The sequence below is a fragment of the Streptomyces capillispiralis genome, assembly GCF_007829875.1.
GTDB lineage: Bacteria > Actinomycetota > Actinomycetes > Streptomycetales > Streptomycetaceae > Streptomyces > Streptomyces capillispiralis.
On sequence record NZ_VIWV01000001.1, the window covers coordinates 3,497,683 to 3,513,007 of the forward strand.

Below are 15,325 nucleotides of genomic sequence, written 5' to 3' on the forward strand. Positions count from 1 at the left end.
CGTGGTCCGGACCCTGCCGTGTCCTCGGCGACGACTGAGGAGAGCAGTCGCTCGGGGGTCGTCTTCCCCGCGTGCCCGACCGGCGGCGTGCCCGCCCGCTCCCCCTGCGCCGGGCGGACACGCACGTCGGCTCAGCCAGTCTGGACCAGTGCCGTCTAGAATTGGAAGAGCATTCTAGAAATTCACTCCAGAAACACATCCGGAAGGTACGTCGGCCCTGCGATGAGCCCCAAGCAGCACCGCGGCGAGGTCACCGCCGAACAGCTTCTGGACGCGGCGCTGCGCGTCTTCGCGGAGTCGGGCGAGCAGGGCCTCACGGTCCAGGCGGTCACCCGGGCCAGCGGGGTCAGCATGGGCAGCCTCTACCACCACTTCGGCAGCCTGGACGGCCTGGTGACCGCGCTGCTGACGCGCTGGCTGGAGCGGCTGCTGGGCGAGATGGTCACGGCCCTGGAGCAAGCGGAGTCCGCCCGGGACGGCGTCGGCGCGCTGGTGCGGATGTATCTCGCCTTCATCCGGGACCACCGGGACGTGGGCATGCTGCTGCACTCCTCGCGCGCCGACCAGTTGGGGATGCGGCAGGCGCGGCTGCTGCGGGACGCCCAGGAGGCCCGGCTGACACCGCTGACCGCCTGGGTGAGCGGGCACGTGGAGTCGGGCGAGATCGCGCCCCTGCCCCTGTCCGTGCTCGAATCCCTCGTCCTGGGCCCGGTCGTCGGCGTCAGCCGCCGCTGGCTGACCCTCGGCGACGTGGATCTCGACGAGGCGGCCCGCGTCCTGCCCGACCGGATCTGGCGGTCGGTCCGCGCGGACCTGGGGTGAACGCGGGCGGGACGGCGGGGCGGGTCAGCCGAGTTTCTTGATCCGGGCGGGGGCGAGGGCCCGGTCGAAGATCCGTACGTCCCGGACGGCGCCGGGGAAGAAGTCGACGGCCCGGCCGCCGTACGACGCCCGGCCGATGATGAAGGGGCCGGTGCCGGACTGCGGGTTGGTGTCCTCGACGGCCACTTCGAGCGCGCCGTTGACGTACAGCCGCAGTCTGCGGGCCGGGCCGTCGCAGACGCCGGTCAGGTGGGTCCAGACGTTCACGGCGGGCTCGCTGCGGCCGGTGGCGCGCAGGCCGGGGCGGGAGAAGGCCCAGCGGTTCTCCGTGACGGCGTACTGGAGGTAGAAGCTGCTGGCGTCCCCGGCGTCCTGGCTGACGGCGGTGGCCCAGTTCCCCGGTGCGGCGGAGAGCCGGACCCAGGCGGCGACCGTGAAGCTGCGGCCCTCCCCGGTCCGCAGCACGGGGCCCGCGGTCATGATCTGGCTGCTCCGCCCGTCGAAGACGGCGCCTCCGCCGCCGGGCAGCCAGGTCACGCCGGTCGCGGTGCCGTCGTGGCCGCCCGACGTGTCCCGCGCGAGCGTGCCCGAGGTCTCGGTGAGCGGCCAGTGCCCGACGGGCGGAACGGGCTGCGGGGCGGCGGAGGGTGTGGAGGAGGGGCGGGCCGAGGAGGGCGGTGTGGCACGGTCCCGGTCCGCGGCGGACGACCGGTTGAGCCAGAACCCCGCGCCGACACCGGCCGCGGCGACCGTGCCCGCGCCGGCGCCGAGGAGCAGGAACGCCCGTCGGCTGCCGCCCCGTTCACGGGCCGCGTCCCGGGCCGCCCGGCGGCCACCGGGTCCGCCCGTTCCGGCGGGTTCCGTCGTGCCGGGGGCGGGCTCCGGGGCGGCGCCCACCCGGGTGGCCTGGTCGTGGAACCTGGGCGCCACCATGGTCGCCTGGTGAGGGAAGGCGCCGGGCCCGCCGTCGCGCGGGAGGACGCCGGTGGCGGCCGCCGGGTCGGTGGGACGGCCGGCCGGGAGGGGCGTCGCGGACGCGGCCGGGGTCGCGGGTCCGTTGCCCGGGGGCCAGGGGCCGGGGTGCCGCAGGGCCATCGTCGACTCGTTGCCGAGTGCGCCGACCCGGGCGAGGATCTCGTGCGGGGTGGGACGGCCGGCCGGGTCCTTGGCGAGGCAGTCGCCGATGAGGGCGCGCAGGGCCGGGTCGGTGACGGCCTGCACGTCCGGAGGGTTGTGCACGACGCGGTAGAGCAGGGCGGGGGTCGGTCCGCCGCCGAAGGGGTTGGCGCCGGTCGCCGCGAACGCGAGCACCGCGCCCAGGCAGAAGACGTCGCTCGCCGGGGTGACGTCTTCCCCGTTGACCTGCTCGGGGGACATGAACCCCGGGGAGCCCGCCACCTGCCCCGTCCTGGTGACCGAGTCGGAGTCCACGCTGCGGACGATGCCGAAGTCGATGACCCGGGGCCCGTCCTCGGCGAGCAGCACGTTGGAGGGTTTGAGGTCGCGGTGGACGAGGTGCGCGGCGTGGATCGACACCAGCGCTTCCGCCAGCCCGGCCGCCAGCGCCAGCACCGCCCCCGCCTCGAACGGCCCCCGCTCGGCGACCGCCTGTTCCAGCGACGGCCCGGCGATGTAGCTGGTCACCAGCCAGGGCAGGGGCGCGTCCGGGTCCGCGTCGACGACCGGGGCGGTGAAGGCGCCGCTGACCTTGCGGGCCGCCTCGACCTCGCGGCGGAACCGGTCACGGAACTCGGGCCTGCGCACCAGCTCGCTGTGCACCACCTTGACCGCGACGAGCCGCCCGCCCGGGGAGCGGCCGAGGTAGACCCGGCCCATGCCGCCCGCGCCCAGTCGGCTCAGCAACCGGTACGTCCCTACGGAGTGCGGGTCGTCCGGCTCCAGCGCTGACACAAATGCCTCCACGGCGTGCGATCTCGGCCCTTGGGGGCAGGCCAAGCATAAAGCCAATCGCACCCGTGTTCGCCGAAGTGCCGGACGGCGTACGGCACTTCGACCGACGGTCCGCCCGGTCACTCGCCCTCGAAGATCTCCTCGGCCTTCGGGACGGTGACGGCGCGGGCGAGCCAGCGGCGGAGGACGTCGGAATCGGTACAGCCCGTGATACGGCCGCGGACGTCGTCCGAGACGTCGAGACCGCGCTGCTCCCGAACGAGCGGGATGTCCTCGACACGGCTCTCGGCCCGTGCTTGGGCGCGGGCTTCGGTGCGGGCTTCGGCGCGGATCTCCTCGACGAGGTAGGACTTTCAGAAGGAGAGGTCCACGGCCACCAGGTTCCTCCAGACGTGCTTGGCCGGGTGCTTGCCCAGGCCTTGTGACAGGGCTGCGTGAGCGATTCGGGTGGTCGTGTTGGGGGTGCGCTCAGATGTGCGGGGTGTGGACACGGCCGCGGTTGGTGCTCACAGGATTCAGGCGGGGTGGCTCCGCGGGCGGGGGGCGGGGCAATCCTTCGCGGGCGCGGTCCGGTCGGCGGGTCAGCGCAGGCGGGAGGAGGACAGGATGGACAGGAGGTGGGCCGGGACCATCACCCAGGTGATGACGGCGAGCGCGCCCAGCGCCCAGCGGGTCGGGTCGATGCCACCGGTCAGCTCGTCGGCGATCGCCGCGACGAGGAGGACGAGGGAGGCCTCGATGCCGTTGGTGACCCGGTGGATCTTGAACGCGGCGGCGATGCGGCGCACGGTGGCGACGCCCTGCGAGCGCGGGCGGGTCGACTCGTCGTCGGCGACGGCCAGTCCGCGCCGGGCGCGGGCCACGTCCACCAGGTCGGTGGAGGCCTTGAGGAGGACGACACCGAGGGCCGTCGCGATGCCGACCGACAGCCAGCCGCCCACGCCCGACTCGGCGGCGCGGTAGCCGGCGCCCGCCATCAGCGCCGCGTCCGCGAGATACGCGCCGAGCCGGTCGACGTAGATACCGGCCGCGCTGTTCTGCCCCTTCCAGCGGGCGACCTCGCCGTCCACGCAGTCGAAGAGCAGGAACAGCTGCATGAGGATCACGGCGAGGATCGCGCCGGTCAGGCCCGGGATCATCAGCGCGGCGCCGGAGGCCACTCCGCACACCACCATGGTCCAGGTGAGCTGGTCGGGGGTGACCGGGGTGCGGACCAGGTGGCGGGTGGCGCGCAGGGAGATCCTGCGCATGTAGAGCCGGCCGGCCCAGTGCTCGCCGTTGCGGCTCGCCATCTTGGCCTGCGGCTGGCAGACCTCCCGCAGCTCCTCCAGTGCCGGAGCACCCATGCCGTTCCTCCCACCAGGGCCCAACTGCCGCCCGTGCGGCGGTGATCGGGCCAGGGTACAGAGGCGGTGCGGCGCACCCCGCGCGGGCCACCGGCGCGGGAGACTGGGCGCATGGAGTCGATCGATGCGAGGACCGCGCGTGCCTGGCTCGCCACCGCCGTCGCCGAGGCCCGCGCGGGGCTCGAGGAGGGCGGCATCCCCGTCGGCGCCGCGCTGTACGGCCCCGACGGGACACTGCTCGGCCGGGGCCGCAACCGCCGCGTGCAGGACGGCGACCCGTCGGTGCACGCGGAGACCGCCGCCTTCCGCGCGGCGGGACGGCAGCGGTCGTACCGGGGCACGACGATGGTGACGACGCTGTCGCCGTGCTGGTACTGCTCCGGACTGGTCCGGCAGTTCGGCATCTCCCGGGTGGTGATCGGCGAGGCGGTCACCTTCCACGGCGGGCACGACTGGCTGGCCGGACACGGCGTGGAGATCGTGCTGCTGGACGATCCGGGGTGCGTGGCGATGATGCGGGAGTTCGTGGCCCGCCGGCCCGACCTGTGGAACGAGGACATCGGGAACTGAGGGGCGGACGGGGCGGATGAGGCCGCACGGACGGCGAAGGCCGGTTCCCGTGACGGGAAGTCGTGGGAACCGGCCTTCGAGGGTGTGCGGGTTCAGAACCCCACGGACCGCAGCGCGCCCAGGCCGACGTCGGCGTAGGAGTGCTTGCCGGAGACGAAGATGTTGACGCCGTAGTAGTTGAACAGCCAGCAGCCGAAGGCGATCAGGGCCAGGTAGGCGGCCCTGCGGCCCTTCCAGCCGGCGGTCGCGCGGGCGTGCAGGTAGCCGGCGTAGGCGACCCAGGTGATGAAGGACCAGGTCTCCTTGGGGTCCCAGCCCCAGTAGCGGCCCCAGGCGTCACCGGCCCAGATGGCACCCGCGATGATCGTGAACGTCCACAGCGGGAAGACGGCCGCGTTGACCCGGTAGGCGAACTTGTCCAGCGAGGCGGAGGCGGGCAGCCGCTCCAGCACGGACGTGGCGAAGCTGCCGGGCTTGCCGCCGCTCGCCAGCTTGTTCTCGTAGGAGTCCTTGAACAGGTACAGGATCGCGCCGACCGCGCCGACGTAGAACACCGCGCCGCACAGGATGGCCGTGGAGACGTGGATGTAGAGCCAGTACGAGTGCAGGGCGGGGACCAGCTGGTCGCTCTCGGTGTAGAGGACGGTGACGGCCAGACCGAGGTCGAGGAGGACCGAGGTGGTCAGGAACAGGCCGAGCCAGCGCACGTTCTTCTTCAGCGCCAGCAGCAGGAGGTACACGCCGACCGCGGTGGTGGAGAAGGTGATGTTGAACTCGTACATGTTGCCCCACGGCGCCCGCTCCACGGACAGCGCGCGGGTGAGCACACCGCCGAAGGAGAGGCAGAACGCGAGCACGGTGAGGGAGATGGCGATCCGCCCGTAGAGGTCGCCCTGCGCGTCCCCGCCGTGCGCTCCGGGCCCGTCGGGCACGTCGCGCGAGCCGGTCGCGGCCCGTACGACGACCTTCGGCCGCTCCAGTACGGCGGTGCCGCCGGCCTGGTTGACGGTGACGGCCGGCGCCTTCTTCGCCTGGGCCTCCGCCTTCGGGGTGAGGGCGGCGGCGGTACGGGCGACCTTGCTGCGGCTGCCGAAGAGCCACTCCGCGATGTACGCGAAGAAGGCGAGGGTGTAGACCGCCATCGCGGAGTAGATCAGTACGTTGCTGATCTCCGCGAGGTTCTCGTTGGTCGCGGCGGCGAGAGTCACTGCTGCTCAGCCCCTTCGGCAGGTCCGGCTTCGGTGTCGGTGTCGGTGGGATCGGGGGTTTCCGGGGCGGCGGCCCCGTCGGGTTCGGGCGCGCCCGGGGCCTGGTCGTAGAGGATCCCGGCGAGGTCGCCGAGTTCCTCGGGCACCTTCGCGGACTCGCTGCGGCCGAGCCCGGCCATCTCGACGACGGTGACGCCGTCGGCGCCGCGCACCGCGCGCACCCACACGCGGCGGCGCTGGATGAACAGGGAGCCGGCGAGGCCGGCGATCGCGGCGACGGCGCCGCCGAGCGCCCAGCCGCCGCCCGGCTCCTGGACGACCTGGAAGCCGGCCCACTCCCTGATGTCCTTCTCGAAGGTGACCGAGCCGGCGCCGTTCGGAAGGGTCATGGTCTCGCCGGGCGTGAGCAGCTTCTTGAACAGCTCGCCGTCGGCGTCCTTGAACTCCTTCATCTTGGTCTTGTCCATCTGGTACACGCTCTGCGGAATGCCGGAGTCGGCCTTCAGGTCGCCGTGGTAGGCGGACAGCGCGAGCACCGGGTAGTCCAGCGCCGGGAACTGGGAGAGCATCGTGCCGCTGGCCGAGCCGCCGAAGGTGGGCACGAAGAAGGCGTTGAAGCCGAGCTGCTCCTTCTTGCCCTCGGCGTTGCGGTAGCCGTCGAGGACCTTGACCACGCCGGAGGAGGTCACATTGGCGTCGAGCGGCAGCAGCGGCACGGCGTCCTGGAAGACGATCTTCCCCTTGCCGTCGCGGACGGTGACGACGGGCGCGTAGCCGTGGCTGACGAGATAGACCTTGGAGTCGCCGATCTCCAGCGGCTTGTTCACCTTGACGAGGGCCCTCTTCTCCTCGCCGTCGGCGCCCTCGGTGTAGGTGAGCTCGGTCTCGTAGGTGCGCGGGGTGCCCTTGTTGGGGCCGGTGCGCTCGTAGGTGCCGGTGAACTCCTCGACGTCGAAGCTGAACGGCACCAGGTCGTCGTTGGTGAAGAGGTTGCCGGACTTGAAGTCGTCGTACTGGGTGAGCGTGTTGGAGAAGCCGTCCCCCTCGACGATCAGCTTGTTGCCCTCGGACTTGAACAGCTGGCCCCAGGCGAAGGCGATCAGCATCACGATCAGCGCGATGTGGAAGAGCAGGTTGCCGACCTCGCGCAGATAGCCCTTCTCGGCGGCGACGGCGTCACCGGTGACATGCGCGCGGAAGCGGCGCTTCTTCAGCAGGGCGAGCGCGGCCTCGCGGACCTGCTCGGGCTCGGCCCCGGTGCGCCAGGTGGTGTGGGCGGGCAGCCGGGTCAGCCGCCGGGGCGCGCCCGGCGGACGGCCTCGCAGCTGGCCCACGAACTGCCAGGTGCGGGGGACGATGCAGCCGATGAGGGAGATGAACAGCAGGATGTAGATCGCCGAGAACCACACCGAGCTGTAGACGTTGAAGAGGCCGAGCTTGTCGTAGAGGGGGGCGAGCGTCTCGTGCTGCTCGCGGAAGTCGGCGACCTTGGTCTCGTCGATCCCGGTCTGCGGGATGAGCGAGCCGGGGATCGCGGCCAGCGACAGCAGCAGGAGCAGCAGCAGCGCGACCCGCATGGAGGTGAGCTGCCGCCAGAACCAGCGGGCCCAGCCGATGACGCCGAGGGCGGGCAGGTGGGGCGGCTCTTCCCGGGGGGCGGTGGACAGCTGGGATCCGGCGGCGCCGAGGTCCTGGTCGTCACCGCTCTTCGGGGTCGTGTCGGTCGTGGTGTTGCTCATCGGGTCAGATCCCCACAGTGAAGCCGTTGGACCAGGTCTGCATCTCCGCCACGAGGCTGTTCCACGCGCCGGTCAGCAGCAGCACACCGGTCAGGATCATCATCGTGCCGCCGATGCGCATGACCCAGACGTAGTGCCGCTTGACCCAGCCGAAGGCACCGAGCGCCTTGCGGAAGGCCACGGCGGCGAGCACGAAGGGCAGGCCCAGTCCCAGACAGTACGCGACGGTCAGTACGGCCCCGCGTCCGGCGCTCTCCTGCTGGGCGGAGAGGGTCAGTACGGAGGCGAGGGTGGGACCGATGCAGGGGGTCCAGCCGATGCCGAACAGGGCGCCGAGGACGGGGGCGCCGACCAGCCCGGTCGCCGGGCGCTTGTGGAAGCGGAACTCGCGCTGGGTGAGCCAGGGCATCAGGCCCATGAAGAAGACGCCCATGAGGATCATCAGGACGCCGAGCACCTTGGACAGCACGCCCGACTGTTCCTGGAGCGTCTGCCCGAAGTAGCCGAAGAAGGCGCCGCCGGAGACGAACACGGCGGTGAAGCCGAGCACGAACAGGGAGGCGCCGGCGACCATCCGGCCGCGCCGGGCCTCGGCCAGGTCGGTGCCCGAGACGCCGGTGACGTAGGAGAGGTAGCCGGGGACCAGCGGCAGCACACAGGGCGAGAAGAAGGAGACGAGTCCGCCGAGCAGGGCGATGGGCAGGGCGACGAGGAGGGCGCCGTTGAGCACCGTGCCGTTGTAGCCCGCATCTGCGGCGAGCGTGTGCAGGGCGGTCACGTCACTTCTCCGCGACGACCGGCTCGAGCATCTTCAGCAGGCGTTCCTCGCTGAGCGGGGAGAGCGTACGGGCGGCGATCTTCCCGTCGCGGTCCAGGATCAGGGTGGAGGGGATCGCCTGCGGGTTGAGGGTGCCCTTCTTGAAGCGGAGCATCAGCTTGCCCGTGGGGTCGTACAGGCTCGGGTAGGTGATGCCGAAGTCCTTCTCGAAGGCGAGGGCGGCGCCGGTGCTGGTGTCCCGGGTGTTGATGCCGACGAACTGCACGCCCTGGTCGGCGTACTCCTCGGACACCTTGGCGAAGTACTTGGCCTCCGCGCGGCACGGGTTGCACCAGGAGCCCCAGACGTTGAGGACGACGACCTTCCCCCGGTAGTCGGCCACGTCGAGCTGCTCGCCCTCGAGGCTCTTCCCGGACAGGTCGGGCGCGGTGTCGCGCTCGCCCCTGGCGACCGTGGCAATGCCGTCGGTGCCGGTCACGAAGTTGGTGTCGCCGCCCCCGCCGGACGTCCCGCCGGAACTGCACGCCGAGACGAGCAGCGCGGCCGCGACGGCACCTGCGGCCAGGGCTGCACGACGGCGGGCGCGGGGCGCGGGGGTGGCGCGGGTGGCGCTGGTCGAGCGCTGGAGGGCTCGGTTCGAGCGCTGGGGGGCGCGGCTGGCGGCACTCATGTGAAAAGTTTCGCATGCCCGTTCTGGGGATCTTGCGCACCCCCCGTGCGGGCGGAAACCCGCATATCAGGCGGCGTTGCCGGGGCCCGTTCCGGTGGTGGAGTCCGTGTTCTTCAGGAAGGCGTTCCAGCCGCCGGTGGGTTCCTGCCCGACGTCCAGGGTGCGCAGCCGGTCCAGCACCTCGGGTTTCTGCACGTCCAGCCAGTCGGTGAACTGCCGGAAGGAGACGAGCCTCACGTCGCCGCCCTTCTCCTTCTCCCGCGCGATGTGCTTGAGCGCCTCCTCCACGGCGTCCATGTAGATGCCGCCGTTCCACTGCTCGAAGTGGTTGCCGACGAAGAAGGGCGCCCGGTTCGTCTCGTATGCACGCCGGAAGCCGGATATGTACGCCTGTGCCGCCTGCCGTCGCCAGCCAGGGTGGCGGTGGGCGGGCGCGTTGGTCGAGTTGAGGGACTGGTTGGCGAGCATGTTGTAGTCCATCGACAGGACCTCGAAGGAACGCCCGGGGAACGGTATCTGCTGGAGGGGGAGGTCCCATATGCCCTGCTTCTTCGACGGCCAGACCTGGCGTCCGCCCGGTGAGGAGGCGTCGTAGCGCCAGCCGAGCTCACGGGCGACGGGCAGCAGGTTGTCCTGGCCGAGCAGACAGGGCGTACGGCCGCCGACCAGTTCCTTGTCGTAGTCGAAGGGCAGGGACTCCAGGTCGGTCCAGCCGGAGTTGGTCCGCCACTCCTTCACGAACGACGTGGCCTGCGCTATCTCGCTGCGCCACTGCCGCGGCGTCCAGTGGCCGACGCTGCCGGAGCCGGCGCAGAAGTGACCGTTGAAGTGGGTGCCGATCTCGTGGCCCTCCAGCCACGCCCGGCGGAGGTTCTTCAGCGTGTCCCTGATGTGGTCGTCGGTGAGGTAGCCGATGTCGGAGGCGCCGCGCGGGTTGTTCGGCGGGTCGTAGAGCCGCTTCTTCGACTCGGGGAGCAGGTACAGGCCCGAGAGGAAGAAGGTCATGTGGGCGCCGTGCTCCCTGGCGAGGTCCAGGAAGCGCGGGAAGAGCCCGTTGCCGACCTCGCCGGCGCCGTCCCAGGAGAAGACGACGAACTGCGGCGGGGTCCGCCCCGGCTCCAGCGGCACCGGCCGTTCCGGCTGGTGGGGCTGTGGGCCGGTGAAGGAGGTGGAGCCGTCACCGATCGGACGCGCCGTCTTCGACGGCTCCGCCCGCCCGGGACGGTCGCCACCGGGACGATCACCGCCGGGGCGGGACCCGCCGGTGCCGCCCGCGCCGTCCGGGTCCGTACGGCCGCCGCAGCCGGCCAGCGGGACGGCGGCGGCGGCCCCCGCGCCGAGCCCGATCATTCCTCTACGAGTGAGCGCGCGCATGACATCCCCGATCGTCGCGTCCTCCGGTGGTCACTCACTCAGAGGACGCGACGAACACGGGGGTTCCCGTCCCGTGCGAAGGTTCGGCAACGAAAGCCCGCCGGCGTCACGCGCCGAAGGCCTTGCCCTTCCCCTTCACCGGCTTGGCGCCGGCCAGCAGATGCGCGGGGACGAGATCGCGGGCCGGCTCGCTGTAGCCGACGGAGACGATCCGGTCGCCCTGGTAGGTGAACGTGGTCAGGGAGGCGAGCGTGCACTGCCGCTTGCGCGGGTCGTGCCACAGCCGCCGCCGCTCGACGTAGGACCGCACGATCCAGATCGGCAGCTGGTGGCTGACCAGCACCGCCTCGTGGCCGCGCGCCGCGTCCCGGGCCGCGTCCAGCGCGCCCATCATGCGGACGACCTGGTCGACGTACGGCTCGCCCCAGGACGGCTTGAACGGGTTGACGACGTGCCTCCAGTTGCCCGGGCGGCGCAGCGCGCCGTCGCCGATGCCGAAGGTCTTGCCCTGGAAGACGTTGTCGGCCTCGATCAGCCGCTCGTCGGTGGCGATGTCCAGGCCGCGCGCCTTGGCGATCGGCTCGGCCGTCTCCTGCGCCCGCTCCAGCGGGGAGGCGCCGACGTGCACGATGTCGCGGGGGGCGAGGTGCTCGGCGACCCGGTCGGCCATGCGCCGGCCCAGCTCGGAGAGGTGGTAGCCGGCCAGACGGCCGTAGAGGATGCCGTCCGGGTTGGCGACCTCGCCGTGCCGCATCAGGTGGACGACGGTCAGCTCGTCGTTCTTCTTCACGGCGCTCACGCGGTCGCCTCCGCCGCCGCTCGGGCCGCCGCCGGGAGGGCGTCGGCGATCCGCTGGAGGGCCCGCTCGTCGTGCGCGGTGGAGACGAACCAGGACTCGAACGACGACGGCGGCAGGTAGACGCCGTTCGCCAGGAGCGAGTGGAAGAAGGCGGTGAAGCGGAACGACTCCTGCGCCTTGGCGTCCTCGTAGTCGCGCACCGGGGAGTCGGTGAAGAAGACCGAGAACATGTTGGAGGCGTTCTGCAGCGTGTGCGCGACCCCCTCCTTGGTCAGCGCCTCCGACACGAGCGCCTGGATCCGCGCCGACACGGCGTCGACCTTCTCGTAGGCGGCGTCGTCGAGCAGCCGCAGCTGGGCGAGCCCGGCGGCGGTGGCGACGGGGTTCCCGGAGAGCGTTCCGGCCTGGTAGACGGGCCCGGCCGGGGCGAGGTGCGCCATGACGTCGGCGCGCCCGCCGAAGGCCGCGGCCGGGAAGCCGCCGCCCATCACCTTGCCGAAGGTCATCAGGTCGGGCCGGACGCCGTCGACGCCGTACCACCCGGCGCGGCTGGTACGGAACCCGGTCATGACCTCGTCGGAGATGTACAGCGCGCCGTTCGCGGCGCACGCGTCCTTGAGCCCCTGGTTGAAGCCGGGCAGCGGCGGTACGACGCCCATGTTGCCCGGCGACGCCTCGGTGATCAGGCAGGCGATCTCACCGGGGTGCGCGGCGAACGCGGCGTGCACGGCGTCGAGGTCGTTGTACGGCAGCACGATGGTGTCGCCGGCCTGGGCACCCGTGACGCCGGGGGTGTCCGGCAGCGCGAAGGTGGCGACACCCGAACCGGCCGAGGCGAGCAGGGAGTCGACGTGCCCGTGGTAGCACCCGGCGAACTTGATCACCTTGGTGCGCCGGGTGAACCCGCGGGCGAGGCGGATCGCCGACATGGTGGCTTCCGTCCCGCTGGAGACGAGCCGCACCTGCTCCAGCGGCTCGATCCGGGCGACCATCTCCTCGGCGAGGGCGACCTCGCCCTCGCCGGGCGTGCCGAAGGACGTACCGCGCGCGACGGCCTCCTGTACGGCGGCGATCACCTCGGGGTGCGCGTGGCCGAGGATCATCGGCCCCCAGGAGCAGACGAGATCGACGTACTCCCGGCCGTCGGCGTCGGTCAGGTAGGGACCGCTGCCGGACACCATGAACCGGGGCGTGCCGCCGACGGCGCGGAAGGCGCGCACCGGTGAGTTCACGCCACCGGGAGTGACGGCCGCGGCACGATCGAACAGCGCCTGCGAGGCTTGGGCTTCGTACGAATATGGCAGTTCGCTCATGACCTGCGACTTCTCCGACCTTCTCCGACGTCCCGGGTCCTCCGGGCTGCGGGTGCGTGTGACTTGTTCAGGGTAGGCCAGGGGCGGCCTCCGGCATCGGGCCCCCGATCCGCCGCGATCTGCGAAACTGACGTCTGATACACACAGCTCACACGGCCGGGGCGGCCGGAGGCTGCGAAGATCCCGCGGGCAGATGTTTCACCGCACGTTTCGGCGGGCGGCCGTGGGGGAGGTCACTGACACGATGATCGGGTTGCGCGGCGGGGGCCACGCGTCCTAGAAAAGCAGTCGGGTGGAGATATGCATCGCGGTGGCGGACTGGGCGAGGGGACCGATGACCTGGGTCCTCGACGCGCCCGGCGGGGAAGGCACCGGCGAGAGGCGGAGAACGCGGACAACGCGGACGAGACACGCCGGGTACGCGGTGTACCGGGCGAGTCCGAGCGGATCGACCGGCACAACGGCCCCCTGCGCGGGGCGGGGAGCGGGAATGGTGGTCGGGTGGGGGTGACGTACAAGTACTTCGGCGCGCCGGACGGCGCCACCGCGGCCCGCGTCCCGATCTCGATGCGCCCCGAGGAACTCGGCGGCGACGAACTCGGCATGAACGGCATGTTCACCAAGATCAAGCCGGAAACCATGGCCGCGATGGTCCTCACGGGCATCGAGGGCGTCCCCCTGCACAAGGTCCCGCCGCTGGAACTGGTCGTCCTGCACCCGGACTACGCGGTCGTGAAGCTCCCCATGACGGTCGTCGACCCCCTGCGCGGCATAGGCGAGGAGGCGGTCGGCGCGGCGGCGTTCATCTGGTCGACGGTCCCGGACCGCGGCGGCCCGCGGGACGCGTTCAACGTGTACCAACTGCTCCACGAGTGGCAGGACTTCAGCCACCGGCTGCATGAGGCGGGGCATCAGGCGTACTGCCTGGTCTGGCCCTGATCCGGGTTCTTGCGGGTGGCGGGCGGGTTTTCGGGCTCGGCCACGCCGGCCGGTCACCGCGGCCATGGACCGGGCCGCCGTCCCGCAGACGCCCCACCGACGCCCCACCGACGCCCCGAGAAGGTCGGGAAGCCCCCGCGTGTCACGTCCTCGCGGGGGCTTCCCTCATTCCGCCTGCCGTCGTGAAGGGTGAGAAGACGATCACGAGGCAGGACGTCTCAGGTGGCTTCAGGTGACTCAGGCAGCTCAGGTGGCTCGGGGAGCCAGGAGCAGTACGTCCGTACGGGCCTTGGCTGCCTCGTAACGCCGGGCCACGTCCTGCCAGTTGACGACGGCCCACATGGCGTCGATGAAGTCGACCTTCTGGTTCTTGTACTGCAGGTAGAAGGCGTGCTCCCAGGCGTCGAAGACCAGGATCGGGACGGAGCCCTGGCCCACGTTGCCCTGGTGGTCGTAGACCTGCTCGACGATCAGGCGCCCGCTCAGCGGCTCGTACGCCAGCACGCCCCAGCCGGAGCCCTGCGTGGTCGCGGCGGCCTTGGTGAGCTGCGCCTTGAAGCCCGCGAACGAGCCGAAGGACTCGGCGATCGCGTCCGCCAGCTCGCCCACGCCGTCCTTCTCCAGCGGCTCGCCGCCGCCGTCGCCGGTCATGTTGTGCCAGTAGATCGAGTGCAGGATGTGGCCGGAGAGGTGGAAGGCCAGGTTCTTCTCCAGGCCGTTGACCGAACCCCACTGCTCCTTGTCCCGCGCCTCGGCGAGCTGCTCCAGCGTGTCGTTGGCGCCCTTGACGTACGCCGCGTGGTGCTTGTCGTGGTGCAGCTCGATGATCTGCGGACTGATGACCGGCTCGAGCTCCGAGTAGTCGTAGGGGAGCTCCGGGAGCGTGTACACCGCCATGTCCAGCATCCTCCGATGTTATTGCAACCAATGTGCAACTGCATGCTAGCGGCATAAGCGGGGATTGCCGATCGAATGCCGGCCATCATGGAGTGAGGATATGGACGTCACGTTCATTTCCATGCTTATATGTACGCGACGTTCATTTGGGGGCCTTGAAGGGAGAACACCATGAGCACCTCCACCACCGACCGCGTCGCACTGGTCACCGGCGGATCGGGCGGCATCGGCCGTGCCGTGGCCGAGCGGCTCGCCCAGGACGGGCTCGCGGTCGCCGTGCACTACGCGGGGAACCGGGCCAGGGCCGAGGAGACCGTGGCCGCGATCACCGCCGCCGGCGGCCGGGCCGTCGCGGTGGGAGGGGATGTCGCCGACGAGAACGCGATGAGCGCGGCGTTCGACGCGGTCGAGTCGGCCTTCGGCGGCGTCGACGTGGTCGTGAACACCGCCGGGATCATGATCCTGGCGCCGATCGCTACGTTCGACCTCGCCGACCTGGACCGGATGCACCGCACGAACATCCGCGGCACCTTCGTGGTGGCCCAGCAGGCGGCGCTGAAGGTCCGGCCGGGCGGCGCGATCGTCAACTTCTCGACCTCGGTGGTCCGCACCCAGCTGCCGTCCTACGGCGCCTACGTCGCCAGCAAGGCCGCGGTCGAGGGCCTGACCCTCACGCTGGCCCGTGAGCTGCGCGGCCGGGACATCACCGTCAACGCCGTCGCGCCAGGCCCCACCGCCACCCCGCTGTTCCTGGACGGCAAGGACGACGCCACCGTCGCGAACTTCGCCGAGGCGACCCCGCTGGAGCGGCTGGGCCGGCCCGGGGACATCGCCGAGGCCGTCTCGTTCCTCGCCGGTCCCGCGCGCTGGGTCAACGGCCAGGTCCTCTACGCCAACGGCGGCCTCGCCTGACCTCCCTGCCCCCGCCCTCCCGCCGGCCCACCCCTGGCTCCCACCCC

The 15,325-nt window shown here is 71.5% G+C and carries 15 protein-coding genes; 5 read left to right on the forward strand and 10 right to left on the reverse strand.

The genetic code is table 11. The features are described 5' to 3' along the window. Positions 1-222: 222 nt before the first annotated feature. A complete protein-coding gene (locus FHX78_RS14705; protein WP_145867914.1) occupies positions 223-822 on the forward strand; it encodes a TetR/AcrR family transcriptional regulator in 600 nt (199 codons plus the stop codon). A 24-nt stretch (positions 823-846) separates the two neighbouring features. On the opposite strand, the gene FHX78_RS14710 is transcribed toward FHX78_RS14705, so the two are convergent. Next, positions 847-2,733: a protein kinase domain-containing protein gene (locus FHX78_RS14710; protein ID WP_145867915.1), complete on the reverse strand. Its 1,887-nt coding sequence runs from the start codon at positions 2,731-2,733 to the stop codon at positions 847-849. Positions 2,734-2,798: 65 nt separating this feature from the next. Here FHX78_RS14710 and FHX78_RS38155 point away from each other — a divergent pair, with 65 nt between their 5' ends. Next, positions 2,799-3,158: a hypothetical protein gene (locus FHX78_RS38155; RefSeq protein ID WP_167531761.1), complete on the forward strand. Its 360-nt coding sequence runs from the start codon at positions 2,799-2,801 to the stop codon at positions 3,156-3,158. Between the two features lie 156 nt (positions 3,159-3,314). On the opposite strand, the gene FHX78_RS14720 is transcribed toward FHX78_RS38155, so the two are convergent. Next, complete coding sequence (locus FHX78_RS14720) at positions 3,315-4,079, reverse strand: CDP-alcohol phosphatidyltransferase family protein (protein ID WP_145867916.1); 765 nt, start codon at positions 4,077-4,079, stop codon at positions 3,315-3,317. Positions 4,080-4,190: 111 nt separating this feature from the next. Between FHX78_RS14720 and FHX78_RS14725 the strand changes: the two genes are divergently transcribed. After that, positions 4,191-4,649, forward strand: coding sequence for a nucleoside deaminase (locus tag FHX78_RS14725; protein ID WP_145867917.1), 459 nt, complete (start codon positions 4,191-4,193; stop codon positions 4,647-4,649). 92 nt (positions 4,650-4,741) lie between these two features. On the opposite strand, the gene ccsB is transcribed toward FHX78_RS14725, so the two are convergent. The 7 genes from ccsB to hemL form a co-directional block, all read right to left on the reverse strand. Next, the gene (gene ccsB / locus FHX78_RS14730) at positions 4,742-5,857 is read right to left on the reverse strand and encodes a c-type cytochrome biogenesis protein CcsB (RefSeq protein WP_145867918.1); all 1,116 of its coding nucleotides are present in this window, start codon (positions 5,855-5,857) and stop codon (positions 4,742-4,744) included. Beyond that, positions 5,854-7,596 (reverse strand): cytochrome c biogenesis protein ResB, encoded by a 1,743-nt coding sequence (resB, locus tag FHX78_RS14735; RefSeq protein ID WP_145867919.1) that lies wholly within the window; start codon positions 7,594-7,596, stop codon positions 5,854-5,856. The genes ccsB and resB overlap by 4 nt, the downstream gene beginning before the upstream one ends. A gap of 4 nt (positions 7,597-7,600) precedes the next feature. After that, positions 7,601-8,374, reverse strand: a complete 774-nt coding sequence (locus FHX78_RS14740; RefSeq protein ID WP_145867920.1) for a cytochrome c biogenesis CcdA family protein — start codon at positions 8,372-8,374, stop codon at positions 7,601-7,603. Position 8,375: 1 nt separating this feature from the next. Beyond that, a complete protein-coding gene (locus FHX78_RS14745; RefSeq protein WP_145867921.1) occupies positions 8,376-9,044 on the reverse strand; it encodes a TlpA family protein disulfide reductase in 669 nt (222 codons plus the stop codon). A 66-nt stretch (positions 9,045-9,110) separates the two neighbouring features. Continuing rightward, a complete protein-coding gene (locus FHX78_RS14750) occupies positions 9,111-10,394 on the reverse strand; it encodes a polysaccharide deacetylase family protein (protein ID WP_189908534.1) in 1,284 nt (427 codons plus the stop codon). A 130-nt stretch (positions 10,395-10,524) separates the two neighbouring features. After that, positions 10,525-11,172 (reverse strand): histidine phosphatase family protein, encoded by a 648-nt coding sequence (locus FHX78_RS14755; RefSeq protein ID WP_145871973.1) that lies wholly within the window; start codon positions 11,170-11,172, stop codon positions 10,525-10,527. A 41-nt stretch (positions 11,173-11,213) separates the two neighbouring features. Further along, positions 11,214-12,530 (reverse strand): glutamate-1-semialdehyde 2,1-aminomutase, encoded by a 1,317-nt coding sequence (gene hemL / locus FHX78_RS14760; RefSeq protein WP_145867923.1) that lies wholly within the window; start codon positions 12,528-12,530, stop codon positions 11,214-11,216. 501 nt (positions 12,531-13,031) lie between these two features. Here hemL and FHX78_RS14770 point away from each other — a divergent pair. Next, positions 13,032-13,469, forward strand: a complete 438-nt coding sequence (locus FHX78_RS14770) for a hypothetical protein (protein WP_003992141.1) — start codon at positions 13,032-13,034, stop codon at positions 13,467-13,469. Positions 13,470-13,715: 246 nt separating this feature from the next. On the opposite strand, the gene FHX78_RS14775 is transcribed toward FHX78_RS14770, so the two are convergent. Beyond that, complete coding sequence (locus FHX78_RS14775) at positions 13,716-14,366, reverse strand: superoxide dismutase (RefSeq protein WP_145871976.1); 651 nt, start codon at positions 14,364-14,366, stop codon at positions 13,716-13,718. A 171-nt stretch (positions 14,367-14,537) separates the two neighbouring features. Between FHX78_RS14775 and FHX78_RS14780 the strand changes: the two genes are divergently transcribed. Next, the gene (locus FHX78_RS14780; protein WP_145867925.1) at positions 14,538-15,278 is read left to right on the forward strand and encodes an SDR family oxidoreductase; all 741 of its coding nucleotides are present in this window, start codon (positions 14,538-14,540) and stop codon (positions 15,276-15,278) included. The last annotated feature ends 47 nt before the right edge of the window (positions 15,279-15,325 follow it).

Bases quoted from the DNA above. Each gene is read 5' to 3' on its own strand.
- FHX78_RS14705 (WP_145867914.1), top strand. From the start codon at position 223: ATGAGCCCCAAGCAGCACCGCGGCGAGGTCACCGCCGAACAGCTTCTG.
- FHX78_RS14720 (WP_145867916.1), bottom strand. From the start codon at position 4,079: ATGGGTGCTCCGGCACTGGAGGAGCTGCGGGAGGTCTGCCAGCCGCAG.
- FHX78_RS14725 (WP_145867917.1), top strand. From the start codon at position 4,191: ATGGAGTCGATCGATGCGAGGACCGCGCGTGCCTGGCTCGCCACCGCC.
- resB (WP_145867919.1), bottom strand. From the start codon at position 7,596: ATGAGCAACACCACGACCGACACGACCCCGAAGAGCGGTGACGACCAG.
- FHX78_RS14745 (WP_145867921.1), bottom strand. From the start codon at position 9,044: ATGAGTGCCGCCAGCCGCGCCCCCCAGCGCTCGAACCGAGCCCTCCAG.
- FHX78_RS14750 (WP_189908534.1), bottom strand. From the start codon at position 10,394: ATGATCGGGCTCGGCGCGGGGGCCGCCGCCGCCGTCCCGCTGGCCGGC.
- FHX78_RS14755 (WP_145871973.1), bottom strand. From the start codon at position 11,172: ATGCGGCACGGCGAGGTCGCCAACCCGGACGGCATCCTCTACGGCCGT.
- hemL (WP_145867923.1), bottom strand. From the start codon at position 12,530: ATGAGCGAACTGCCATATTCGTACGAAGCCCAAGCCTCGCAGGCGCTG.
- FHX78_RS14775 (WP_145871976.1), bottom strand. From the start codon at position 14,366: ATGGCGGTGTACACGCTCCCGGAGCTCCCCTACGACTACTCGGAGCTC.
- FHX78_RS14780 (WP_145867925.1), top strand. From the start codon at position 14,538: ATGAGCACCTCCACCACCGACCGCGTCGCACTGGTCACCGGCGGATCG.